The following is a 24,408-nucleotide window of genomic DNA, read 5'->3' on the forward strand; positions in this document are numbered from 1 at the left end:
TTATTCGCCTCCCTCGCGGGAGAGCAAAAGCACATCAGGACTCACCCTGACACCGCTTCTGGCAAGGGAATCGAGGTTAACGGAAAAATGCGTATGATTAGGCTGAAAAATCATGCAAAACGCGGCACCCACCGTACACTCCGCATTATTCTCCGCGAGGCTAAGAACGGCTCTTCCTGTAAAATGCTGCAGAGAGTCAACCTGCTGCTGGGGCGTCTGATCGCCGAAATAAACAGCATCGCATCGGTGCATACTGAAGTCGTTAACAGAAGCAAGATACACAACAGTAAATGTCGCGGTTGAAGACGCAGTATTTTCCGGTAAAGAGAGATGTCGCGCTGAAGATAAAACACATAATTCTGGTCGTTTCACACCCGGCCAGTGGGTGAAACTGATAATACCACTGACAATGCGATTAGCTTTGCCATCCTGTATTTCGGCCCAGGCTAAATGAGGAATGACGATGAGCAGAAGAAACGTCAGGACGATTGTGCAGATGTGTCGTAGCAGAAGCAGTACAGCGACATCGTGATGGGTTTGATTTTTATCTATCATACTGCGTTCCAGTAATACTACACACGGCAGGAAACCTGAATAAACGTCGAAATGTTAGCACAGCAGCAGTTACAAATGTTAACAAGCTTCAATCACTATAATTTATAGCGGCCCTGATATTTATCTCAGCTTACACGCTCATTTGCGATTTTATCATCAGATTAAGCAAACCATCAGAAAAAGCGCAGCGTGACCTGCACGATTAAGCTTTTCCTTTGCCTCGTCTCTTCGTATCTGGCGTAAATATCGCGCATGTAATCAGTCAAAATAGGGTTTTAAAATGTCTTCTGTCCAGTGCATAAAAGCCCTGATACGCCGCGACAGATTGCGGCGGTGCGCGACCACAAATACGCGCTAAGCGGCTCGGGACGCAGATCGGGAAGCACTTCAACCAGTTCACCACAGCACACTCCCGCTCTGCTTTACTCTTCCAGAACTCTTCCAGACCTTGTCAGGCGCCTTTAACCGGCGTCGGTTTCCTGTGCGGGTTTTACATCAGAACAGCCTTATGCCTGGGCAATTTTCAACAATCGATGAATAATCGCCCGCTATTCTCAGACATAGCCCATCATTTTTAACAGCGCCTGCACCTGATTCATTGCCTCGCTGCGATGAGAGACGCCCAGTTTTTGGTAGAGATTACGGATATGCGTTTTGATGGTGGTGGATGCCACCGCCAGTTCCCCGGCGATTTGATCGTTGCTGTATCCTGAATAGATCAGGCCCAGCACCTGCCACTCACGCTGCGTCAGTGGACTGGTGCGGATCAGTTCCGGCACGTCAGGATGGTTGAGCAACCGGCTGACAAAACCTTCATCGAAATGGGCAAACTTATGTCGATGATATTTATTAATCTCAAGCAGGATGCGGCGGGCGCGGTGACTGTCCAGCTCATTCAGGGTATTTAGCTGAATCAGCTGCCGCAGTTGTTGCGCCATCATCTCGCCTTCAATGACAAAATGGCTGATAAATCCGGTGCTGCGTGCCAGTTTCAGCGCCTCAATCAGCACACGCTGCGCCTCCGCTTTGCGGTCAGTCTGCCAGTAGATCTGATTCAGCAGCAGCAGATTACGGTTTAAATCGCTCATCAGGCGCAGGGCACGGGCGTTCTCATTCAGTTCCTCCAGCACCACTTCTGCCTGGCTGACATCACCCAGCAGGATCTGTGCACGGGCAATGTTACGCCACTGTCCCTGCAGGAAATGGTTGTTAGCGAAAGCGGGTTTGGGTGTCTGCCGCATCCAGTCGCGTGCGTTCTGGCTGTCGCCGGTCATCTGCCAGTAGATCACCCGAACCTTATCGGCATTGGCGATCCAGTCACTGTGCCAGTTGCCGTTGTTCAGCAGGTTTTCCAGACGGTTCAGGTAGCTGCGGGCGTTATCAATGTTGCCGCGCGCCAGTGAGCACTGTACCAGCAGTCCCAGACACTGAATCTGCTGTTGCGGCTGGTAACCGTTCAGCACGTTGATCCCTTCGCGCGCCGCCTGCTCTGCCTCTTCCAGTCGGCCCCAGGCCCATAACAGCTGAGCGCGAATGCGCAGCAGAAACTCATGCAGCGGGAACTGCGCCAGATGCTGCTCTTCCACCAGCACAAAGGCGCGGCTCTGGATCTCATAGGCGGCCTGCAAAAAGCCCTGAGCAAACAGAATCTCGCTCTGTTGAATCATGCTCCAGAGCGCGTAGTGCCAAACCTCATCGCGACGCGCCATCTGTTCGGTCTGACGCATCAGCTTGAGTGAATCATCTAACTCACCTTTGCAGTGCATCACTTCGCCATGTACTGAGGTCGCCACAATACGGCTGTAGTGACGGCTGGCTGGCAGGGTGTCGAGCGCCACTTTCGCCAGCCGCTCCGCTTCGTCGGTGTTGCCATCGTTGATCGCCACCTGGGCGCGCAACGCATTAAATTCACCGCGCAGAGCGGCATCAATCTCGCAGCGGCTGGCCTGTTCAAAACGTGCCAGCAGACTATCGACTTCAGAAAAGCGATGCTGGGTCTGCATCAGCCACGCCTGCAGCAGCACCAGCATAGGATTCTCCAGCATCATCTCCCACGGCAGCGCTTTCAGGGAGTTCTCCAGTAACGGTAGTTCGCTCTGATTAAACAGCGTCCAGGCGTGCTTCAGCAGCACATCCCGCAGCATGCTCGCGTCACCGGAGGCGAGCGCGTGGTGAATCGCCTCGCCAGGGAACCCCTGCGCCATCCAGCTTTCAGCCGCAGCCCGATGCAGCGCAGGCAGCTCTGCGGCCAGCTCCCACTGACAGCGCTGACGCAGAAAGTTCCCAAACAGCGGATGGTAGCTGAACCAGCAGCCGGAATCGTCCATGCGCTGCAGAAATAACCCCTGACGTTCAATCTCCTCCAGCCGCATCTGGCCGTTATCTTCGTGGGTTACGCAGGCTATCAGCTCATCGTTCATTGAACGCAGCAGCGCAGTTTTGAGTAAGAAATGGCGGGTGGAGAGATCGACATTATCCAGCACCTCTTCCACCAGATAGTCAGAGAGATGGCTGGCATTAATACCTGAAAGCCGCCGGGCTGAATGCTGCGCAGAGCTGGCACCCTGTCGTGCCGACAGCACGATCAGTTGCAGTGCCGTCGCCCAGCCTGCGACATCATCACAAAGGCGGCTGCTCTCGTCGCTTTCCAGCGGCGCCGCCAGACGGCAGTCAAAGAACTGGCGCGCTTCCTGATGTGTAAATGCGAGCTGCTGGCTGCCCAGTTCAATCAGTTGCTCACGCACCCGCAGGTTAGCGATACCCAGCTGCGGCAGGTTACGCGACATCAGAATCAGCGTCAGATTCTCCGGCTGATGACGCAGGAAAAAGCGCATCGCGTCATGAATGACCGGATTGGTGATGAGATGGTAGTCATCAACGATCAGCCACAACGGCTGCTGCCACTCCACCAGTTCGATAAAAAGCTGAGAAAACAGTGCATTGAGATTCACATATTGCCGCTTCTGCGCCAGCAGCTCAGTGCGGGGACAGCCGCCATGTGTGGCCTGTTGCAGTGCAGCTATCAGGTAATCGACAAAGCGTTCCGCCTGATTGTCGCCCTCGTCCAGAGATACCCAGCCCAGATCGCGCTTTCCCGCCGCCCACTGCGATACCAGTGTGGTTTTGCCGTAACCTGCCGGACTGGTGACCAGTACCAGCCGATAGTTACCGGCAGCGGTGAGCTTTTGCAGCAATCTTTCACGGATGACGGTGCCTTCAAGACGGACCGGGCGGCTGAGTTTGGCGGGTATTAACATGGGCGCGCGTTTCTCCATTCGTCGAGCGCATCATTATTTTACGCTTCGTAATTATTCCTTACACAGGTTCAGCATTTCGTCTGATGAATGCAAGCAAACCCATTAACTAAACTTTACAAAAGCGTGCGCAATCACACTCCTGCGTCGATTTAGGAATAGCCTCATTCTCTCCACCCTCCCTATCCTCCTGCCCTAATCCTTTTCGGGAGGATGAGTGATGATTTCCGCCCGGGCACACTGTCACCACATTGACCCATTTTCTTTTTTTCAGGACATCAATCATGACACAGCCCGATTTTAACCCGACTCAGTTTACTGCTGCCCTGACCCGTCAGTGGCAGCGTTTTGGCCTGCGCGACGCGCAGGAGATGAACCCGTCGCAGTGGTGGCAGGCCCTCAGCGGTGCACTGGCCGATATGCTGGCGGCGCAGCCAGCTTGCCCGGCTACAACTGAACTGCGCCATGTAAACTATCTGTCGATGGAGTTTTTGATGGGTCGCCTGACCGGCAACAATCTGCTGAATCTGGGCTGGTATGGCGCGGTGAATGATGCGCTGGCCGCCTGGAATGTCTCACTCACCGACGTGCTGGAAAACGAAACCGATCCGGCGCTGGGCAATGGCGGTCTGGGTCGCCTGGCGGCCTGTTTTCTGGATTCTATGGCAAATGTGGGTCAGCCTGCCACGGGCTATGGTCTGAACTACCAATATGGTCTTTTCCGCCAGCGTTTCGAACAGGGCGCGCAGATTGAAGGGCCGGATGACTGGCAGCGCGATCGCTATCCGTGGTTTAACCATAACGCTGCGCTGAACGTGCGCGTCGGTCTGGGCGGTAAAGTGATCACTGTCGAAGGTGAGCCGCAGTGGCAACCGGCAGTTGAACTGGTCGGGGAAGCCTGGGATCTACCGGTAGTAGGTTATGAGAATGGCATCAGCCAGCCACTGCGTTTATGGCAGGCGAAACATGCTCAGCCGTTCAACCTCAGCCGCTTTAACGACGGCGATTTTTTGCGCGCTGAGCAACAGGGCATTGATGCAGAGAAACTCACCAAAGTGCTCTATCCCAATGACAATCATCAGAACGGTAAAAAACTGCGTCTGATGCAGCAATATTTCCAGTGCGCCTGTGCGCTGGCTGACATTCTGCGTCGTCACCATCTGGCCGGACGCAACATCGAAACCCTGGCTGACCATGAAGTGATCCAGCTTAACGACACCCATCCGACGCTGGCGATCCCGGAGCTGATGCGTCTGCTGCTGGATGAGCATCAGCTTAGCTGGGATCGCGCCTGGCAGATCACCCAACACACCTTTGCCTACACCAACCATACGCTGATGCCGGAAGCGCTGGAATGCTGGGATGTGCGACTGGTGCGCAGCCTGCTACCGCGCCATATGATGATCATTAATACCCTGAACGCGCAGCTGAAAACGGCAGTCACCGCACGCTGGCCGGATGATGACGCAAAATGGGCAAAACTGGCACTGGTGCACAATAACCAGCTCCGCATGGCCAACCTTTGCGTCACCAGCGGCTTCGCGGTCAATGGTGTGGCGGCACTGCACTCAAAACTGGTAGTGCAGGATCTCTTCCCGGAATATCACCAGATGTGGCCGGAAAAATTCCATAACGTGACCAATGGCATTACACCGCGCCGCTGGATTAATCAGTGCAACCCGGCGCTGAGTGCGTTGATTAGCCGAACGCTGCAAAAGCCCTGGTTGAACGATCTTGATGCCCTGCAGGGACTGGAAGCTTTTGCGGATGACGCCACGTTCCGCGCGGAATATCGCGCCATCAAACAGCAGAATAAGCAGGCACTGGTCGGGTGGATCAAAAACCGGACGGGTATTGAGATCAACCCCACCGCGCTGTTTGATGTACAGATTAAGCGCCTGCATGAGTACAAACGTCAGCATCTGAGCCTGCTGCACATCATTGCACTGTGGCAGACGCTGGTCACCGATCCGCAGGCGAACCGTGCACCGCGCGTGGTGCTGTTTGGTGCCAAAGCCGCGCCGGGCTATGCGCTGGCGAAAAACATCATCTACGCCATCAACAAAGTGGCCGAAGTGATCAATCAGGATCCGCGGATCGGCGACCGCCTGAAGGTGGTGTTTATTCCCGATTACAACGTCTCCGTCGCCGAGCGCCTGATTCCGGCCGCCGACCTTTCTGAACAAATTTCTACTGCCGGTAAAGAGGCCTCCGGCACCGGCAACATGAAGCTGGCGCTTAACGGTGCGCTGACCATCGGCACACTGGATGGGGCAAACGTCGAGATCGCCGAACAGGTCGGCAGCGAAAATATCTTTATCTTTGGGCATACCGTGGAACAGGTGGTGGCGTTAAAAACGGGCGGCTATGCCCCGGATCAGTGGCGCAAAAAAGATCCACAGCTCAATCAGGTGTTACAAGCGCTTGAAGATGGCACCTTCAGTCAGGGCGACCTCCACGCTTTTGACGCGATGCTGCACAGTCTCGGCCCGGAAGGCGGCGATCCGTATCTGGTGCTGGCTGACTTCCAGCCCTACCTGGATGCGCAGGCGCAGGTTGAACGGCTGTGGAGCGATCAGGAGGCCTGGACGCGTGCCACTATCCTCAATACCGCACGCTGTGGCATGTTCAGTTCCGATCGCGCAATCCGCGATTACCAGCAGCGCATCTGGCAAGCGAAACGCTAAGGAAAGCCATGAAAACAGAACCGGTTATGGATGATTTTTCTCTGGCAGGCATCGCTGCTGAGTATATCAATGCGCACGGCAAGCCTCAGGCGATCCCGACCCTGACCCGCCAGCGTTTGCTGGCGGTGATGCAGACTCCCCATCCGCTGAGCACGCCGCTGCCACCGGCGGTGATTTTCCGCAGCGGCGATCTGCTGAGCCTGTCGCCTCAGCTGAGTGACGATGCCCACTGGCATCTCACCCACGAGTCGGGTGAGATGAGCTCAGGTCGCTGCCAGCCTGCCCAGCCACTGCATCTGCCACCGCTGCCTGAGGGCTATCATCAGCTGACACTGCAACAGGGCACGCAGCAGTGGTCGTGCCGGGTGATTATCGCCCCGGCCCGCTGTTATGAACCGCCAGCACTGCTGGCAGGTGAATCCCTGTGGGGCGCCTGCGTGCAGCTTTACACTCTGCGCTCGGTGCAGAACTGGGGTATTGGTGACTTTGGCGATCTGCGCCGGATGCTAGCGGAAATCGCCGCACGTGGTGGCGCGTTTATCGGCCTCAACCCTATTCATGCACTGTTTCCCTCCAGCCCGGAGAGTGCCAGCCCTTACAGTCCTTCGTCCCGGCGCTGGCTCAATGTGCTTTACATTGATGTGGCCGCGGTCACTGACTTCCAGTTGAGCGCGGTCGCGCAAACCTGGTGGCAACTGCCCGAAACGCAGCAGACGCTGGCGCAGGCTCGCGCAACTGAATGGGTCGATTATGCCGCGGTAACCCGGCTGAAAATTCAGGCGCTGAGCCTGGCGTGGCCGCAGTTTATCCAGCGTGATGCCGCTGATCCTGAGGTGCAGGCGTTTAATGCGTTTATCCAGGAAGGTGGCGAAAGCCTGCAGCATCAGGCGCTGTTTGATGCGCTGCATGCCGACCAGATGGCGCAGGATAGCGGGCGCTGGGGCTGGCCGGTCTGGCCGGAGGCGCTACAGCATCCTGGCAGCCCTGCGGTGCAGACCTTTTTAAAACAGCATCAGGATCAGGTGCGCTTCTGGCTCTGGCTGCAGTGGCTGGCCGCGCAGCAGTTTGAAAACTGCTGGAACAGCTGCCAGCAGCAGCAGATGCCCATCGGACTGTACCGCGATCTGGCGGTGGGCGTCGCGCAGGGTGGCGCAGAGACCTGGAGTGAGCGGGATCTTTACTGCATGGAGGCCAGCATCGGTGCACCGCCTGATATTCTCGGCCCACGCGGTCAGGATTGGGGGTTGCCGCCCATGGATCCGCAGGTGATGCGTCAGCGTGCCTGGGAGCCGTGGATTGCCCTGCTGCGCGCCAATATGCGCCACTGCGGCGCACTGCGTATTGATCATGTGATGGCGCTAATGCGGCTGTGGTGGATTCCCGCTGGCGAAGGCGCGAGGCACGGGGCGTATGTGCACTACCCGATTGACGATTTGCTGGCGATTCTGGCGCTGGAAAGCCAGCGTCATCAATGCATGGTGATTGGCGAAGATCTCGGCACCGTGCCGGAGGCGATTGTCGATAAGCTGCGGGATGGCGGGGTTTACTCCTATAAAGTGCTCTGGTTCGAACAGACGTCAGAAGCCGGTTTTCGCCCGCCCGCCAGCTGGCCACGGCAGGCGATGGCTGTTGCTACCACCCATGATCTCCCCACGCTGCGCGGCTGGTGGCAAAGTGACGATCTGACAACTGGCGCGCAACTCGGTCTCTATCCGGACAAAGTGGTGCTGGCCGGGTTGTATCAGGATCGACTTCGGGCAAAGCAGGCGCTGCTGAACAGTTTGCATCGCGTGGGCGCGCTGCCGAAACGTGCCGGACGCGATGCACGCCGCACCGGCATGAGCAAAGCATTAAACCGGGCGATGCAGCGCTATCTGGCCGACAGTCACAGCGCCCTGCTGGGACTGCAACCGGAGGACTGGCTGGATATGGCCGCGCCGGTGAACATCCCTGGTACCAGCGACGAATACCCAAACTGGCGACGCAAGCTGAGCGTGCCGCTGGAGGCGCTATTCAGTGATTCGGAGACCGAAAGGTTGTTGCGCGATTTGACGGCGCGACGGAAGCGGTCAGTGCGTGGTTGAAGATTAACGCGTGACTCAGACGCGTGTCTGACGCCGCCTGATTTACATAATTTTCAGTTATTACAGCGTGCGGGCCGCCAACGGCTCGCACGCTGCTATTTTACTCAGCGCCTTTCATCAGAGATGAATTACCCCTGAGCAAGGCGTCTGAAAACACAAACAGGATCGTGGTCAGGATTTATGACACTTACGAGTTTGTATTATCCCAATCCTGAGATTGCTTTAACAGCAATGCCCAGTCGTCTGGTGGGTAGCCGTTATGCAACATTCCTGAAAATACTTTATAAGCGTCACGTTTACTGCCATAGGCACGTTTGGTCTCGGCGTCATTCATCCATGCAAGGATAATGGTTTTATGTTGTTCGCTGAATCTAAAGAACAAACGATACTGCATTAAAAACTTCGCACTGAACCAATGCTTATTTTGTTCTCCCAGCGTATCGCCCTGGCGAAACTTTGCATGATGTGGATCGGCGCAAATCTCACTATTGATAACTTTAAACACCGCGGCTAAAAGCTTAGTCGTCGCTTTTCGCTGGTAACTTTCAGGATATTTAGCCCTGAGTGACTCCACTTCATTGGTCAGCGCAATCAGCTGTGATTCAAAACAGGGATGAACATAAACGTGCCATCCATTCATAACCGTGCCATCTTCCATACCTGATTACTCATCGTCCATGAGTGGAGCATCCAAATCAACGTCCATACCTTCGGTCAACGAAGTAATGCGAGTTAATAATCCTCGATCCAGCGTTTTGATATTTGAAGGCGTGTTGCACATATCAGCAGCAAGAAAACTCAGAAAGCTCGCCATCACCGGATCATCATCAGTCACCGTTTCCTGACGGGTAATAAGGACTTTGCCGCCAGGCAGAACAGCGTATTCGATATTCTCACCAGGTTGCAGATTCATCGCATCACGAACTGCGGCAGGGATCGTGGTCTGGCTGCGGGCTGTCAGTTTTGATGTAGCGCGCAGAGAGATGTTGGTATGAGTCAGCGTTCCCATTTCAGATTCTCATCAGGAAAAACAAGATAACGCAACAGTAATGCAAGTGCATTGGCAATGCAAATGCATTGATCGCGACAACCACGACTGTTTTGTTACTCAGTCACCATTAAAAGTTTCTGATTACTCTTTTCCGTATCGCCTGAAAAGTGACACCCTGTTTTACTTCCTGCCAGATATCACACTCTTCGCGGCTGATATGCACAGGAGCAGAAATACTCCGACGGGTGATAACCCAGGTTCACCCGCCATCACGATACCCATGATTTCAGAAAGATATTTCGGGTCTGAGTTGACATGTAACTTCGCCTGAAACCGCCATAAAATTTATCCCTGAAACAGCTCAGGTAGCCTATATTCATCGAACGCTATTGCCCACAGCCTGACTTACGCAATGCGTAAAACCACACAAAAAAACCCTGCAATAAGGATCTCCACAACAAAAAAAGGTGCGCCGCAGCGCACCAGATGGGACAACATCAATAGCGTCGGGGCAGCTTCACCCCTTGCCTTTAACACTACTGATAAAGGTCTGCCGTGCAGAGGTGGAACCTAGCCGCTCGGCTTCATCCAGCAGTTTCAGCGCCTTGTCGATATTGCCGCTGTTCACCGCCTGGGTGATCTTCTGGTTAAAGTAACTCTCGGTGTCGCTCATGATCGGTTCCGCACGGGCTTTTGGCGCGGGCGCTGCAGCCGGTGCAGGCGCTGGTGCTGCGCTGTACGCTGCCGCAGGTGCAGTATTGCCGACGGTGACGGCACTCGCGCCGGATGAACCAAACAGCGGTCCGACAAGAATCGAGGAGCCGGAACTGGTCTGCATCTTCAGCTTGATCGTGCCTTCGCGGCTGTGGCTGGCGACCGGATCGGGAATATCCGGCACGGCATGGCCAGTGCCCTCTGCGTAGGCCTTGGCTGGATCGAGCAGCGTGGTGGTCTGGGTCAGATCGCTGTCGGTGGTAAACACCAGCAGGTAGATTTTTTGCTGACCCAGCGCCGGGGTCAATTTCATCACCCCTTCCAGCCGATCTGCCGCCATTACGCCCGGCTTCTGATAAGTGAAATAGCGGCTGGGGAACCAGGCCGCAGGACGCAGGTTTTCATCCAGCACCAGCACGTTCGGTGCGAAAACCTTACCGTTTGCCACTTCACTGCTCAGCGTCAGCGTCAGTTCGCCGATATTTGCCGGCAGACTGTAAGCCGCGACCGGCCCGGCAATGTGAGGTGCATTCAGCGTCTGTCCACTGTTGGCGAGTTTTGTAGTCTGCGTCTGAGAGGCCGCCAGCGGCTGCCAGCTCAGGCGTTGGAGGGATTCAGGTGCGACGACCGGTGCAGAAGAGAGATCCTGCGGCACCAGATTGACCTCCGCCAGGGCGGGAAGCGCATGTCCTGTCAGTAACGCCGCACTCAGGCAGAGTGCAGCCAGCTTTTTCATTTTCATTATGCGTACCTTATTGCAGGTCGCGGCGTGAACCAGGCAATGGCACACCGCGACCAAAGTGATCCATCAGGCGCAGGGGCGCGCCAGTCAGAACAGGGATTGGTTTACCACCAGATTTCCATCTGCGCGCCGAAGGTCACTTCGTCATCTTTACCACGGCTGTTGGTCAGGATGCCGTTGCCGGTAGAGTCCGCAGAGGCGAAGGAGGTGAGATCGCCCGAGGCATCTTTGTTGTAGCCCCACTTCTCATCCCATTTGGCGTAGGTTGCGAACAGACGCAGCGCCGGACGTGACCAGATGCTGTCACCGGCCTGCCACTGCTGTGCCAGTGTCACTTTGTACTGGCCGTTGCGCTCATTAGCCTGCTGCGATTTTACGTTGTCATAGCCCAGTTCCAGCAATGTGCTCATGATCGGCGTCCATTTGTACATCGGGCGCACACCTACGGTGTACCAGTCGGTACCCCGGTTATTGTCCAGATCGATGTTCTGGTACATAGCGACATACATCAGGTCCCAGCGTTCTGCCAGCGAAATGGCACCGTGGTCAAGCACGCGGTACATCTTGCCGTTGTTATTGAGGTTGGTGCCCTGCGGCACGCCTTTGCCCTGCGAAGTCATCGCATCTGTTGCGTATTGCAGCACAAACTTGTTGTAACCTTTCAGCATGCTCTGGGTATGTTCAGCCGTGAACATCCAGCCATCTTTCGATGCGCCATCTTCGATGCGGTAGCCGTCACGGGCATTGGCACGACCATAATCGACACCCAGTTCCAGCACGCCGTTCGGGTTGGTTTCCAGTCCGGCCAGACGCACATCAAACACGTCGTTGGCGGTGCTGGTCGCGAAGTCACGGATACGGTCGCTGGAGAAGGTGTACGAGCCGCCCGCTTCAGACGAACGGGTTGCGGCGAAAGAGAGTTTACCGAAGCCGAGATCCACATCTTCCAGACCGGCACCCGGACCCGAGATATCCCAGTAGTAGAAGTCGATCATGTGGACGTCATGACGCTGATAGAAACGCTTACCGGCCCAGATGGTCGACCCTGGCAGCGAATCAATCAGGTTTTTACCTTTGACGTTAGCCTCACGGAAAGCGGGTGAGGTCGCTTCCCAGTCATTTTGCTGTGCCACGGAGTAAGCCACGTTGGTGTCGAAATAGAAGCTCTTGTCGCCCTCTTTCCACACTTCCTGGCCTAATTTCAGTTCAGCGTAGGTTTCACATTCATTGCCCAGACGGTACTTACTTTGGGCGCCAGTGGCCTGGAAACATTGCTGTTCGCCACCGCTACCTGTCCAGCCAATGCCGGAACGGGCGTAACCGGTAAAATCAACCGCCATCGTTGGGGCGGAGAGGGTGCCCACCGCGACGGCAACGGCAATGGGAAGTTTGCGCAGAGTTAACATTTTCTATCTCCTGAGGTCATTGCTTTTATTGTTTTTGGCAGGGCTATACACCCGGCTCCTGATAAAGCCTGCGGCACGCGCTCCCGTCCTCACGGAACAGGTGACAACGCTCGGGCGGCAGGCCAATACCGAGGATGGCGCCCTCTTTCACCAGCACGACGTCCTCCTGGCGGTAGACCAGGTTTTGACGGATAGCGGGAATCTCGATGTGGATCTGTGTTTCATGCCCCAGCTGTTCCACCACCTGCACTTCCCCTTCCAGGGTAACGTCGGCGATATCGCTGGAGAGCAGATGTTCCGGGCGAATACCCAGTGACATATTGCTGCCAACCTGCACGCCGGCGCTGTCAACCGGCAGCCAGACCAGTTGCTGATTCGGCAGTCGTACCTGAACCTGATCGATGGCGGTGGCGGTCACTTTGACCGGCAGGAAGTTCATTTTGGGTGAGCCGATAAATCCGGCGACAAAGCGGTTAGCGGGATAGTGGTAAAGCTCAAGCGGTTTGCCGACCTGCGCAATGCGCCCGGCATCGAGCACCACGATCTTGTCAGCCAGCGTCATCGCTTCGATCTGATCGTGGGTCACATAAATCATGGTGCGTTTCAGGCGCTTATGCAGACGGGAGATCTCAATGCGCATCTGGACGCGCAGCGCGGCGTCCAGGTTTGACAGCGGTTCATCCAGCAGGAAGACGCGGGGTTCGGCCACCAGCGTACGGCCAATTGCCACGCGCTGACGCTGCCCACCGGAAAGGACCTTAGGGCGGCGATCGAGCAGATGCGCCAGCTGAAGGATCTCTGCCACCTGATTGACGCGCTGATGGATCTCCGCTTTTTTCACTCCGGCCAGCTTCAGGCCAAAAGACATATTTTCCGCCACGGAGAGGTGTGGATAGAGCGCATAGGATTGAAACACCATGCCAATGCCGCGCTCAGCAGGTGGCACTTCATTCATTCGCTGGTCGCCGATTAACAGCTCGCCGCTGGTGATGGTTTCCAGACCGGCAATCATGCGCAGCAGTGTCGATTTTCCACAGCCTGATGGGCCGACGAATACAACAAATTCCCCTTCACGAATAGTGAGATCGATATCTTTCGACACCACAGTTTCGCCCCAGGCTTTCGTGACATTGCGTAACACAACGCTCGCCATGATCCCTTCCCTCTTAGCTGCATAATCGTGTCTGCTCAGCGGCAGACGGGTTCCGGGGCTCACTATGCGAGAGGAAACAATCGGTAACATCCTCCGCCGTAACGCAAACTGCTGGGGGAGGAGTCGGGAGGAGGAGAAACACGGGCTGACGCGTCAGCCCGCGCCTTGCCACGCTTTTTTGTGATCGCTAACGCAGACCCGAAGATTGTTTTGCCGCTTAAGCACCCGCTTAAGGCGCTTTTTGCCAGTGGGATCACAGAGGCAGGCTGAGGGGCGTAGAGCGGAGGAGGATGAGATGCCGGTGTGGATACGCACAATGATGCCGACAGAGCATTCACCACTTCCGCTAACAGGATGGATTTATGACGACGAAAACCGGAGCACGCATTCTGGCCCTTTCTGCCCTCTCTGCTGTGCTCTTTTCAGCAAGCGCAATGGCAAAAATTGAGGAAGGCAAACTGGTCATCTGGATTAACGGTGACAAGGGCTACAACGGCCTTGCCGAAGTGGGTAAGAAATTTGAGCAGGAGACCGGCATCAAAGTCACGGTCGAACACCCTGACAAAATGGAGGAGAAGTATCCGCAGGTTGCGGCGACCGGCGATGGCCCGGACATCATTTTCTGGGCACATGATCGTTTCGGCGGCTACGCGCAGTCGGGCCTGCTGGCGGAGGTGACGCCGGATGCCAGCTTCCGCGAGAAGATCTTCCCGTTCACCTGGGACGCGGTACGCTTCGACGGCAAGCTGATTGGCTATCCGATCTCGGTTGAGGCGCTGTCACTGATCTACAACAAAAAGCTGCTGCCGAACCCGCCGAAAACCTGGGAAGAGATTGCCGGTCTTGATAAGCAACTGCGCGCCAAAGGCAAGAGCGCGATTATGTTCAACCTGCAGGAACCCTACTTCACCTGGCCACTGCTGGCCGCGGGCGGTGCTTACGCCTTTAAACTCACCGACGGACACTATGACGTGAAAGATGTCGGCGTCGATAACGCTGGCGCGAAAGCGGGCATGCAGTTCCTGGTCGATCAGGTCAAAGCCAAAACGCTGAATGCGGATACTGACTACTCCATCGCTGAGGCCGCCTTTAACAAAGGCGAAACCGCCATGACCATTAATGGTCCGTGGGCGTGGGGCAACCTGGACAAGAGCGGCATCGACTATGGCGTCACTGAACTGCCCACGCTGAAGGGCAAACCGTCGAAAGCCTTTGTCGGTGTGCTGAGTGCCGGGATCAACGCCGCCAGTCCAAACAAAGAGCTGGCGAAAGAGTTCCTGGAGAACTATCTGCTGACCGATTCCGGACTGGAAACGGTTAATAAAGACAAGCCGCTGGGTGCCGTGGCGCTGAAATCCTACCAGCAGACGCTGGAAAAAGATCCGCGTATCGCCGCCACCATGAGCAACGCTAAACAGGGCGACATCATGCCAAACATCCCGCAGATGGCGGCCTTCTGGTACGCGATGCGCACCGCCACGCTGAATGCGCTGGGCGGTCGTCAGAGTGTTGACGCCGCGCTTAAAGATGCCCAGGCCCGCCTGAAGAAGTAATAATCCCATGCCGGGGTTATCCCCGGCTTGAGTGACCGTTAAGGAAAACCGCATCATGTCAGGAAAACCGAAAACGCACAGTCTGTTGCTGAAAGGCGTTCTCATCGGAATCGGCTGTCTGCTGGTCGGCTATCTGCTGATACTGATGTACGCGCAGGGTGAATATCTGTTTGCGTTGCTGACGCTGATCCTCAGTGCTACCGGGCTGTGGATTTTTGCTAATCGTCGCGCCTATGCGTGGCGTTATGTCTATCCCGGCGTGGCAGGAATGTCGCTGTTTGTGCTGTTCCCCCTCGCCTGCACCATCGCTATCGCCTTTACCAACTACAGTAGCACCAACCAGCTCACCTTTGAGCGGGCGCAACAGGTACTCCTTGGCCGTACTTTCCAGTCGGGCGAGGCAGTCAGTTTTTCTCTGTTCCCGGCAGGCGATCGCTGGCAACTGGTACTGAACGATGGCAAAGCAGACTTTGTCTCTCCACCTTTTCAGTTTGGCGCAGAACAGACTCTGAAAATGATGCCTGCCACGCCACCCGCTGGCGAACGGGCAACGTTCAGGGTTATCACGACTAACCGCCAGGCACTGAGTCAGATCCGCGCTGAGCTGCCGGATGGCCGTCAGCTGCGGATGAGTTCGCTCCGCCAGTTCTCCGGCACCCAGCCGCTCTATCGGGTTGGCGCAAAAGATGAACTGATCAACCAGCAGAGCGGCACGCATTACCGCGCCAATCCGCAGACCGGCTTCTATCAGGCCGTGAACGCGGACAATAAGTGGGGCAACGAAACCTTAAGCCCCGGCTTTACCGTGAATACCGGCTGGAAGAACTTCGTGCGGGTGTTTACTGATGAAGGGATTCAGAAGCCGTTCCTGGCGATATTTGGCTGGACGCTGCTTTTCTCGCTCATCACGGTGGTGCTGACCGTAGCCGTCGGGATGGTGCTGGCCTGTCTGGTGCAGTGGGAAGCGTTACGCGGCAAAGCGATCTATCGGGTGATGCTGATCCTGCCCTATGCGGTACCGGCGTTTATCTCGATTTTGATTTTCAAAGGGCTGTTTAACCAGAGCTTTGGGGAGATCAACGTGATGCTCAGCGCGCTATTTGGCGTGAAGCCTGCGTGGTTCAGCGATCCTACGCTGGCACGCACCATGCTGATTATCGTCAACACCTGGCTCGGCTATCCCTACATGATGATCCTCTGCATGGGACTGCTGAAAGCGATTCCCGATGATCTCTATGAAGCCTCGGCGATGGACGGAGCAGGACCGCTGCAGAATTTCTTCCTGATTACGCTGCCGCTGTTGCTGAAGCCGTTGATGCCGCTGATGATTGCCAGCTTTGCCTTCAATTTTAATAACTTTGTGCTGGTGCAGTTACTGACCAACGGCGGACCGGATCGTCTTGGCACGACCACGCCAGCCGGTTATACCGATTTGCTGGTGAACTACACCTGGCGCATCGCCTTTGAGGGCGGCGGCGGGCAGGACTTTGGTCTGGCGGCTGCCATCGCCACGCTGATCTTCCTGCTGGTGGGTGCGCTGGCAGTGATTAACCTGAAAGCCTCGCGGATGAAGTTCGACTAAGGAGTTGTTATGGCTATGGTACAACCCAAATCACAACGGCTGCGTCTGTTCACCACGCATCTGCTGCTGCTGGTATTTATTGCGGCGATACTCTTCCCGTTGCTCATGGTTATCGCAATTTCACTGCGATCCGGTAACTTCGCCACCGGCAGCCTAATCCCGGAACAGATCTCCTGGGAGCACTGGCGGCTGGCGCTGGGTTTCAGCGTTGAACATGCGGATGGAAGCGTGACACCGCCGCCCTTTCCGGTGCTGTTATGGTTATGGAACTCGATCAAGATTGCTGCAATCAGCGCGCTGGGCATCGTGGCACTTTCGACCACCTGCGCCTATGCGTTTGCGCGTATGCGCTTTGCCGGTCGTGCCAGCCTGCTGAAAGGGATGCTGATATTCCAGATGTTCCCGGCGGTTCTGTCACTGGTGGCGCTCTATGCGCTTTTTGATCGGCTCGGTCAGTATCTGCCGTTTATCGGGCTGAATACCCATGGTGGCGTAATCTTCGCCTATATGGGCGGCATCGCGCTGCATGTCTGGACGATTAAAGGGTATTTCGAAACCATCGACGGATCACTGGAAGAGGCCGCCGCGCTGGATGGCGCAACACCATGGCAGGCGTTCCGGCTGGTGCTGCTGCCGCTGTCAGTGCCGATTCTGGCGGTGGTGTTTATTCTGGCGTTTATCGCAGCGGTCACTGAAGTGCCGGTTGCTTCGCTGCTGCTGCGCGACGTCAACAGCTACACCCTTGCGGTCGGGATGCAACAGTATCTCAATCCGCAGAACTATTTGTGGGGAGACTTTGCCGCCGCGGCGGTGCTCTCCGCGATTCCGATCACCCTGGTGTTCCTGCTGGCGCAGCGCTGGCTGGTAAGCGGTTTAACCGCAGGCGGGGTGAAAGGCTAAACGATCATCATTGTACGTTGCCACTGCTTACACAACGCCTGTTGTGGTTGAATGATTCGGCGGCCTGCGGGCCGCCTTTTTTATCCTACGCTGACTCCGATGCACGGCTGCCAGTCACCAGCGCGACGACCATGGCCGTTATTGCCTGCTCGCCTTCCGGCTTAGCGACATCGCCACGTGTCACGGCGGCGGCGATAGCATCCGCGCCCCCCAGCAAGCCCCACATGCCTGCTTCTGGTATCCCGCTGCTGCCAGCAAAGGGCGCAAACCAGCGCTGACAGCGGGCGATAAAATCGAGCTGATAGTGGCGTTTAACGGCGGCCAGTTCCGGTGAGGTGCTGAGTGCTGACAGCAACTCTGGAATCTCACGTCCTTCAGTCATCACACAATCCACATAACAGGCGGCCAGCACTTCCGCTTTTTTCTGCATCACCATCGGCGCAGCATTCATCGCCGCGTCCATTCGCTCGGTCTGGCGACGATCAAAATCGTCATACAACGCTGCCAGCAATCCATGACGGGTGGTGAAATGATCGTAAACCACCGGTTTACTGACGCCCGCCGCTTCGCCGACCCGTGCCAGCGTCAGCGCTTCGCTGCCTTCGGTTTGCAAAATCTGCCACGCGACATCCGACAACTGCCTGCGTCGGGCCTCGCGTGACAGTCGTTTCCGCGGTACTTTCTCAACGGTCATGTTTTTCCTGATGGGGGAACAGACGCTGGCCCAACGCCTGCGCCAGCTGATAGTGTGACTCAGGATAACCCTCATCGCCGCTTAGCAACAGTTCACTGGTCGCCACCGGCGCGCCACAGTAGTCAAAAATGCCGTGATCAATCTGATTTCGCATGCTGCCGAAATAGCCGCGCCGCAGAAAAGTTCGCGTATCCGCGCCCCCGATTGCAATCAGATGCACAGGAAGATGGTTGAGGCGCTTCACTATCCGACCCTCCTGTTCATCAAAGGCCCATCCGGCAATGAAAACCCGATCTATCCAGCCTTTGAGCTGGGCAGGAAATGACCACCAGTAAACTGGATAGACCAGCACCAGCGCATCAGCGCGATTTAACCGCTGCTGTTCAGCCAGCACATCCGGCGATGCCTCCGCCTGGCCGTTGAAATGCCGGTGGTCGGTGAGCGTGAAACGCGGATCAAATCTTTCAGCTGCCAGATCGGCTTTTTCAGCCGTGTGCTGGCCGGTCGAGATAATGCCCTGCGCCAGCTGGTCCGCCACGCGGTGGGTATGCGCATCCTGATTGGGATGAGAAGTCACTATTAATGCATGCATCGTCGTCACCTTACCTGTTCAGCCATTAAGCTACTAAAGGTAAGTTACTATTGGTAGCTTATCAAGCGCCGCTGTTTACTCTTTTTGCAGACCGCATTTCAGGTTAAACGCACCTGATGCCGGAAGGGCCCGCACAACATGGTCTGAACACAGGCGGGATAAAATGCTGCCTTCCTGTTCACCGTTAAAAACAATCTGCAGAGCTCTGTGCCAGCGTCAGATATAAAACCTACCGACGATAAGCCAGTGAGCGCACCAGCCGGTCGCCGAGTTTCTGAATCAGCATCACCAGTGCCAGCAGCACCACAATGGTGGCCGCCATGATCTGGTTGTCGAAGCGCTGATAACCGTAACGAATCGCCAGATCACCCAGTCCGCCGCCACCGACCACGCCCGCCATCGCCGAGAAGCCAATCAGCATCACAATCGTCAGGGTAACGCCCGCCACCAGTGCGGGTAGCGCTTCCGGCAGCAGCACACGGCTGACGATATGCCACAGCGTGCCGCCCATTGATACCACCGCTTCAATGCGGCCGCGATCGACCTCATCCAGCGCGTTCTCCACAATGCGGGCAAAGAAAGGAAACGCGCCCAGCGTAATCGGCACAATGGCGGCAGTGCTGCCCAGCGTGGTGCCGACCAGCAGACGGGTAAAGGGGATCAGCGCAATCAGCAGCACCACAAACGGCAACGCGCGTCCGGTATTGACCAGCGTATTCAGCAGCAGTGAAATCCCACGATTGGGCAGAATGCCTTTTGGCCGGGTCAGAAACAGCATCACACCCACCGGCAGGCCTAGCGCGACCGTGAAAAGTGCCGCCAGCAGCACCATATAGAGTGTTTCACCAGTGGCATTCAGCAGCAGTTCCTGGAACCGCTCACTACTCATGCTACGCATCGGGTTAATGCCTCATGCTGATATTTTTTGATAAACGCCCGGTCTGCTTCGCCATCCCTCAGCAGCATTTTGCGCAGGCGTCCCTCTTCACGTCCCATGATCTGGCTCAGGCTGCCGCTTTCAACGAGCTGGCCATTCTCAAGCAGTGCCGCGCCGTCACAAATCCGCTTCACCACCGCCATTTCATGGGTGATCAACACAATGGTGATGTTGAGCTGCTGCTGAATGTCGGCAAGCAAATCGAGAATCGAGGTGGTGGTTTCGGGGTCCAGCGCGCTGGTGGCCTCATCACACAGCAGATAACGGGGTCGGGCGGCCAGCGCACGGGCGATGCCGACACGCTGTTTCTGCCCACCTGAGAGTTGCGACGGCCAGGCTTTGCCAGACGATTCCAGCCCCACCAGCTTCAGCAATGAGGCCACACGCTGGCGCCGCTCCGCCGCTCGCACACCGGCAATCTCCAGCGCCAGATCGACGTTGTCCTGTACGTTGCGCGAATGCAGCAGATTGAAGTGCTGGAAGATCATCCCCATCTGCTGACGCTGCTGACGCAGTTGCGCCAGGCTCATCGCGGCGAGATCCTGTCCGTCAATCTCAATCTGCCCGCTGGAAGGGCTTTCCAGCCGGTTCAGGCAGCGTAGCAGCGTGCTTTTACCCGCCCCGCTTCGTCCGAGGATGCCAAAGATGGTGCCCTCTTCGATGGTGAGTGAGATGTCGTCCAGAGCTGGCGCAGGTGCGCCAGCGTAATGTTTACTGAGATGGCTGATTTTAATCATGCTGCTCGTCCGCAACCGGAATCACAGAGCCCTGATAATTTTTACGGATAAATGCCGCCACCTGCGGCGAGCGCAGATCTTTTGCCAGCTGTAACACGCGCGGATCTTTAGCCCGTTCAGGCGTGGTCACCAGCAGGTTGGCGTAAGGGTTATGGGCCGCGGACTCCAGACCCAGCGCATCTTTCGCAGGCGTCAGCCCAGCTTCCAGCGCGTAGTTGCCATTAATCACGGCGGCATCCACATCATCCAGCGAGCGCGGCAGCTGTGGCGACTCAATCTCAACGATTTTAATATTCTTCGGGTTTTCACTGATATCTTTCGGCGTCACCAGCGTCGAACCCGCCTCGCCCTTCGCGCTTAGCTTGATCACCCCTTTGTCCTGCAACAGCCACAGTGCACGGCTCAGGTTGGTGGTGTTATTCGGCACAGCAATGCTGGCACCCTCTGGCAGCGCCGCCAGTGATTTCACCTTGCGCGAGTAAATTCCCAGCGGCTCAATATGCACGCTGGCAACGACGGCAAAGGTTTTACCCAGCGCTTTCTCCTGATCTTTCAGATAAGGCAGATGCTGGAAGTAGTTGGCATCCACATCTCCGGCGGCCAGCAGTTCATTGGCATTCACGCCGCCGCTCAGCTCGACAATTTTGATATCCAGTTTAGGATCCAGAGTTTTGACATACTCCAGGATTTCCGCGTGCGGCAGGGGATCAGCCGCCACGCGCAGCGGTGCAGCCTGTAAGCTTTGAGCAATCAGCAGTGAAAGACCGGCCAGGGCCAGAAAGCGCTTTTTAATCATCATTTATCTCTTATCGTTATCAGTGAGTGTTATGTTCGGGATAGAAACGCCGGGCGACGTCCGGATGCGAACGCAGCCGGCCCTTGAGGTAGTTCCAGCCCACTTCGCGCAGCAGTGGGTTAAGCGGATCGCTGCCCGGTCCCTGCGCCAGCCGAGCCAGCTGAGGAGGCAGTTGATAGACTGGCACCACCGCATCCAGCTGGGCACCCAGGAAAAAGGCGATGGATAAGCGCTCGCTGCTTTGAGGTGGCGAGACCACGCGATGCACCGTCGCGCGCAGATAGCCGTTGGTCGCCAGCTCCAGCAGTTCGCCAATGTTCACCACAAAGGTACCCGGCAGCGGCGACGCATCGATCCAGTTGTCCGGTGTCACTTCAACCTGCAGGCCCGGCTGGTCATCCTGCAACAGCATGGTCAGGAAGCCGGAATCTTTATGCGCGCCAACACCCTGGCGTGATTCACCCTCGGTGCGCCCCGGATAGCGAATCAGTTTGATATGTTCGTTGGGATAGTCGCCGTAGAGGTTGTCGAAAGCGTTGCGCGGCAGATTAAGTGCCTGGGCAAAGGCGCGCAGTAACGCCAGCGCTACCTCTGTCATCTGCTGCTGCCAGCGGGTGACCACGGTCTGCAATTCTGGTAAGGCTTCAGGCCACTGATTCGGCCCCTGCATCCGTTGCCAGGTGGGGGAATCGGCAGTAACGGGCAGCGCTTCCCGTTCCGCACCAATATCGAACTGCTCACGATAGTCGGGCTGGCTGCGGGTTATTTCCACGCCCGCCAGGTTATAACCACGAAAATGAGGCGAGTTAGCCATCGCTACTGCGGATTTTTCCGCCTGTGGCAGGGCAAAAAATTTCCGCGCGACGTCCTGAACCTCATCTGATAATTCACGGTCGATGCCGTGATTGATTAAATAGAAGAAACCGACATCACGCGCGGCCTGGCTTAACTTTTCCAGCACCTGTTGCTGCTGCTGTTGATTACCTGACAATAATGCGAAATCGATAACCGGCAATTCTGCTGTTGTTAACGCGCTCATGAGAGAGACTCTGTTGGCATGGAATAGCCTTACACTGCCATTCCCTTTATGCGTTAACTACCAACTAATCCTGCTATGGATATGCGGTGGATGGAAATATACCACCACCCCTTAGCCATCCCTGCCGCAGATTACTCTGCATGCGTGAGCCTCTTTTTCGGCAGTCATTGTGGCGAAAACAGCCATAAACAGATCCACACATGAAAAGAGCTATTACCAGGCAATATTTAAAAATGTTTATGGCCGTAAGCACTCAGGAGTCAGAGCGCCGTGCTGAATTTTCCATCAAAGTTAGCTTTTTCGGCTGAAAACTTGCAAAACCTTACAATCGTGGTCTATGGTTAACCGGCTGCGGCTTTTGCCGCTTCACTTAAAATTTTTCGGCTTCTTATAGCTTTCATTTCCACGGTTTCTTCTGAACATTGTTTGCGGCTGCGAAAGCTATAAGACTCCTTCATTGATGCACCTGAGGAGAATATGGACACCAGAAACTCATCGTCTGAACACCCAAAGAAACATTTCTGGAACAGGAAGCCTAAAGAGCTGACTGTCGACGACATTACCGTGATCGATAACGACATGCTGAAGCGAGCGGTTGGCGCAGCGGCATTAGGTAATGCGATGGAATGGTTCGACTTCGGGGTATACAGCTATCTCGCCGTGATCATCGGCAAAGTCTTTTTCCCTGATGCCAACAACGCGGTTCAGTTGATTGCCACCTTTGGTACGTTCGCAGCGGCCTTCCTGGTGCGTCCAATTGGTGGCCTGGTATTCGGGCCGCTGGGTGACCGTATCGGCCGACAGAAAGTGCTGGCGATGACAATGATCATGATGTCGATCGGGACATTCTGTATCGGTCTGATCCCGGCATACTCTTCAATCGGCATCATGGCACCCATTCTGCTTCTGGTGGCGCGCCTGATTCAGGGCTTCTCGACCGGGGGTGAATATGGCGGTGCCGCGACCTTTATCGCCGAGTACTCCACCGATAAACGCCGTGGCTTTATGGGCAGCTTCCTTGAGTTCGGGACCATTGGCGGCTATCTGATGGGTGCCAGCCTGGTGACGGTCATGACGACCGTGATGTCCAATGAGGCCATGATGTCCTGGGGCTGGCGCGTGCCGTTCTTTATCGCCGCGCCGCTGGGCCTGTTTGGTCTCTATGTGCGACTGAAGCTGGAAGAGACGCCAGCATTCCAGCAGCATATGGAAAAACAGGAAGCGCTGGAGCAGAGCAAACCGCGTCTGACACTGATGCAGATGCTGAGCAAATACCGTGCGCCGATGATGAAGTGTATTGGTCTGGTGCTGCTGTTTAACGTTTCTAACTATATGCTGACGTCGTACATGCCGAGCTACCTGACCGGGATACTGGGTCTGCCAGAGTTAAGTGGCCTGCTTCTGGTGATGGTGGCGATGTTTGTGATGATGCCGCTGACGCTGCTTTGGGGTCGCTGGACTGACCGTATTGGTCGTCGTCCGGTAATTGCCTTTGGTGCGGTGGGCCTGATTATCCTCGCAATCCCGAGCTTTATGCTGATCGGGTCCGGGAATATGTGGGCGGTATTTGGCGGACTCATGATTCTGGGTGTGTTGCATACCTGCTTCAGCGGCACCATGCCTTCGACGCTGCCAGCCCTGTTCACCACCGATATCCGTTACAGTGCGCTGGCCATTGGCTTTAACCTGTCGGTTTCGCTGTTTGGTGGTACCACACCGCTGATTACCGCATGGCTGGTGGATACCACTAAAAACACGATGATGCCGGCCTACTACATGATGGGCGCGGGTATCATTGGCCTGCTGACTATTCTGACCGTTCGCGAGACGGCCCGTCAGCCGCTGACCGGTTCTTCCCCTGCGGTGGCGACTAAGGCAGAAGCACATCGATTAATCGACAAGCTGCGCAAACGAAATAAACCCGCCGCGACAGCGGGTAAATAAGTGTTCTGACACCCTGCTCTGCAGGGTGTTTTTTTATCTGCGACCGGA

The 24,408-nt window shown here is 56.0% G+C and carries 19 protein-coding genes and 1 pseudogene; 6 read left to right on the forward strand and 14 right to left on the reverse strand.

The window, feature by feature from the left end; translation table 11 throughout:
• The 3 genes and pseudogenes from yfiR to malT form a co-directional block, all read right to left on the reverse strand.
• Positions 1–555 carry a regulatory sequestration protein YfiR gene (yfiR, locus tag KTJ90_RS20870; RefSeq protein WP_140033855.1) on the reverse strand — a complete coding sequence of 185 codons (555 nt, stop codon included), beginning with the start codon at positions 553–555 and terminating at the stop codon, positions 1–3.
• A gap of 258 nt (positions 556–813) precedes the next feature.
• Positions 814–956 (reverse strand): annotated as a pseudogene (locus KTJ90_RS20875) (transcriptional regulator); the annotation flags it as partial.
• 153 nt (positions 957–1,109) lie between these two features.
• The gene (gene malT, locus KTJ90_RS20880; protein WP_283543578.1) at positions 1,110–3,812 is read right to left on the reverse strand and encodes an HTH-type transcriptional regulator MalT; all 2,703 of its coding nucleotides are present in this window, start codon (positions 3,810–3,812) and stop codon (positions 1,110–1,112) included.
• A gap of 281 nt (positions 3,813–4,093) precedes the next feature.
• Between malT and malP the strand changes: the two genes are divergently transcribed.
• Together malP and malQ are read left to right on the forward strand one after the other, a co-directional pair.
• Positions 4,094–6,496, forward strand: a complete 2,403-nt coding sequence (gene malP / locus KTJ90_RS20885) for a maltodextrin phosphorylase (protein ID WP_499026800.1) — start codon at positions 4,094–4,096, stop codon at positions 6,494–6,496.
• Between the two features lie 8 nt (positions 6,497–6,504).
• Complete coding sequence (gene malQ, locus KTJ90_RS20890; RefSeq protein ID WP_499026802.1) at positions 6,505–8,580, forward strand: 4-alpha-glucanotransferase; 2,076 nt, start codon at positions 6,505–6,507, stop codon at positions 8,578–8,580.
• A gap of 187 nt (positions 8,581–8,767) precedes the next feature.
• Here malQ and KTJ90_RS20895 read toward each other — a convergent pair whose 3' ends face one another.
• The 5 genes from KTJ90_RS20895 to malK all read right to left on the reverse strand — a co-directional run bounded on the left by KTJ90_RS20895 (position 8,768) and on the right by malK (position 13,586).
• Positions 8,768–9,238, reverse strand: a complete 471-nt coding sequence (locus KTJ90_RS20895; RefSeq protein ID WP_039661390.1) for a type II toxin-antitoxin system YhaV family toxin — start codon at positions 9,236–9,238, stop codon at positions 8,768–8,770.
• Positions 9,239–9,244: 6 nt separating this feature from the next.
• The gene (locus tag KTJ90_RS20900; RefSeq protein ID WP_003851503.1) at positions 9,245–9,589 is read right to left on the reverse strand and encodes a type II toxin-antitoxin system PrlF family antitoxin; all 345 of its coding nucleotides are present in this window, start codon (positions 9,587–9,589) and stop codon (positions 9,245–9,247) included.
• Between the two features lie 499 nt (positions 9,590–10,088).
• Positions 10,089–11,027 carry a maltose operon protein MalM gene (gene malM, locus KTJ90_RS20905; protein WP_105099699.1) on the reverse strand — a complete coding sequence of 313 codons (939 nt, stop codon included), beginning with the start codon at positions 11,025–11,027 and terminating at the stop codon, positions 10,089–10,091.
• Between the two features lie 104 nt (positions 11,028–11,131).
• Positions 11,132–12,433 (reverse strand): maltoporin, encoded by a 1,302-nt coding sequence (locus tag KTJ90_RS20910; protein WP_105099698.1) that lies wholly within the window; start codon positions 12,431–12,433, stop codon positions 11,132–11,134.
• 43 nt (positions 12,434–12,476) lie between these two features.
• Entirely contained in the window at positions 12,477–13,586 is a 1,110-nt protein-coding gene (gene malK, locus KTJ90_RS20915) for an ABC transporter ATP-binding protein (protein ID WP_499026808.1), read from the reverse strand.
• A gap of 362 nt (positions 13,587–13,948) precedes the next feature.
• Between malK and malE the strand changes: the two genes are divergently transcribed.
• Genes malE through malG form a run of 3 tightly spaced genes read left to right on the forward strand, consistent with a single transcriptional unit; the run spans position 13,949 to position 17,621 of the window.
• Positions 13,949–15,139 carry a maltose/maltodextrin ABC transporter substrate-binding protein MalE gene (gene malE, locus KTJ90_RS20920; RefSeq protein WP_039661387.1) on the forward strand — a complete coding sequence of 397 codons (1,191 nt, stop codon included), beginning with the start codon at positions 13,949–13,951 and terminating at the stop codon, positions 15,137–15,139.
• A 55-nt stretch (positions 15,140–15,194) separates the two neighbouring features.
• A complete protein-coding gene (malF, locus tag KTJ90_RS20925) occupies positions 15,195–16,721 on the forward strand; it encodes a maltose ABC transporter permease MalF (protein ID WP_003851515.1) in 1,527 nt (508 codons plus the stop codon).
• A gap of 9 nt (positions 16,722–16,730) precedes the next feature.
• Positions 16,731–17,621, forward strand: a complete 891-nt coding sequence (gene malG / locus KTJ90_RS20930) for a maltose ABC transporter permease MalG (RefSeq protein WP_003851518.1) — start codon at positions 16,731–16,733, stop codon at positions 17,619–17,621.
• A gap of 85 nt (positions 17,622–17,706) precedes the next feature.
• Here the strand turns inward: malG and KTJ90_RS20935 are convergent, their stop codons facing one another.
• The 6 genes from KTJ90_RS20935 to KTJ90_RS20960 all read right to left on the reverse strand — a co-directional run bounded on the left by KTJ90_RS20935 (position 17,707) and on the right by KTJ90_RS20960 (position 22,416).
• Complete coding sequence (locus KTJ90_RS20935) at positions 17,707–18,315, reverse strand: TetR/AcrR family transcriptional regulator (protein WP_003851519.1); 609 nt, start codon at positions 18,313–18,315, stop codon at positions 17,707–17,709.
• Complete coding sequence (locus tag KTJ90_RS20940) at positions 18,305–18,907, reverse strand: NAD(P)H-dependent oxidoreductase (RefSeq protein WP_110411811.1); 603 nt, start codon at positions 18,905–18,907, stop codon at positions 18,305–18,307. Before KTJ90_RS20940 ends, KTJ90_RS20935 begins: the two co-directional genes overlap by 11 nt.
• A 229-nt stretch (positions 18,908–19,136) precedes the next feature.
• Positions 19,137–19,805, reverse strand: coding sequence for a methionine ABC transporter permease (locus KTJ90_RS20945; protein ID WP_499026812.1), 669 nt, complete (start codon positions 19,803–19,805; stop codon positions 19,137–19,139).
• The gene (locus KTJ90_RS20950; RefSeq protein ID WP_003851523.1) at positions 19,793–20,581 is read right to left on the reverse strand and encodes a methionine ABC transporter ATP-binding protein; all 789 of its coding nucleotides are present in this window, start codon (positions 20,579–20,581) and stop codon (positions 19,793–19,795) included. The genes KTJ90_RS20945 and KTJ90_RS20950 overlap by 13 nt, the downstream gene beginning before the upstream one ends.
• Positions 20,574–21,377, reverse strand: a complete 804-nt coding sequence (locus KTJ90_RS20955) for a MetQ/NlpA family ABC transporter substrate-binding protein (protein WP_499027081.1) — start codon at positions 21,375–21,377, stop codon at positions 20,574–20,576. The genes KTJ90_RS20950 and KTJ90_RS20955 overlap by 8 nt, the downstream gene beginning before the upstream one ends.
• A gap of 19 nt (positions 21,378–21,396) precedes the next feature.
• Complete coding sequence (locus KTJ90_RS20960) at positions 21,397–22,416, reverse strand: isopenicillin N synthase family dioxygenase (RefSeq protein ID WP_499026814.1); 1,020 nt, start codon at positions 22,414–22,416, stop codon at positions 21,397–21,399.
• Positions 22,417–22,893: 477 nt separating this feature from the next.
• Here KTJ90_RS20960 and proP point away from each other — a divergent pair, with 477 nt between their 5' ends.
• On the forward strand, positions 22,894–24,360 hold the full coding sequence (gene proP / locus KTJ90_RS20965; protein ID WP_008924732.1) for a glycine betaine/L-proline transporter ProP: 1,467 nt from the start codon (positions 22,894–22,896) through the stop codon (positions 24,358–24,360).
• The last annotated feature ends 48 nt before the right edge of the window (positions 24,361–24,408 follow it).

The sequence above is a fragment of the Pantoea jilinensis genome, from assembly GCF_019104105.1.
Classification (GTDB): domain Bacteria; phylum Pseudomonadota; class Gammaproteobacteria; order Enterobacterales; family Enterobacteriaceae; genus Pantoea; species Pantoea eucalypti.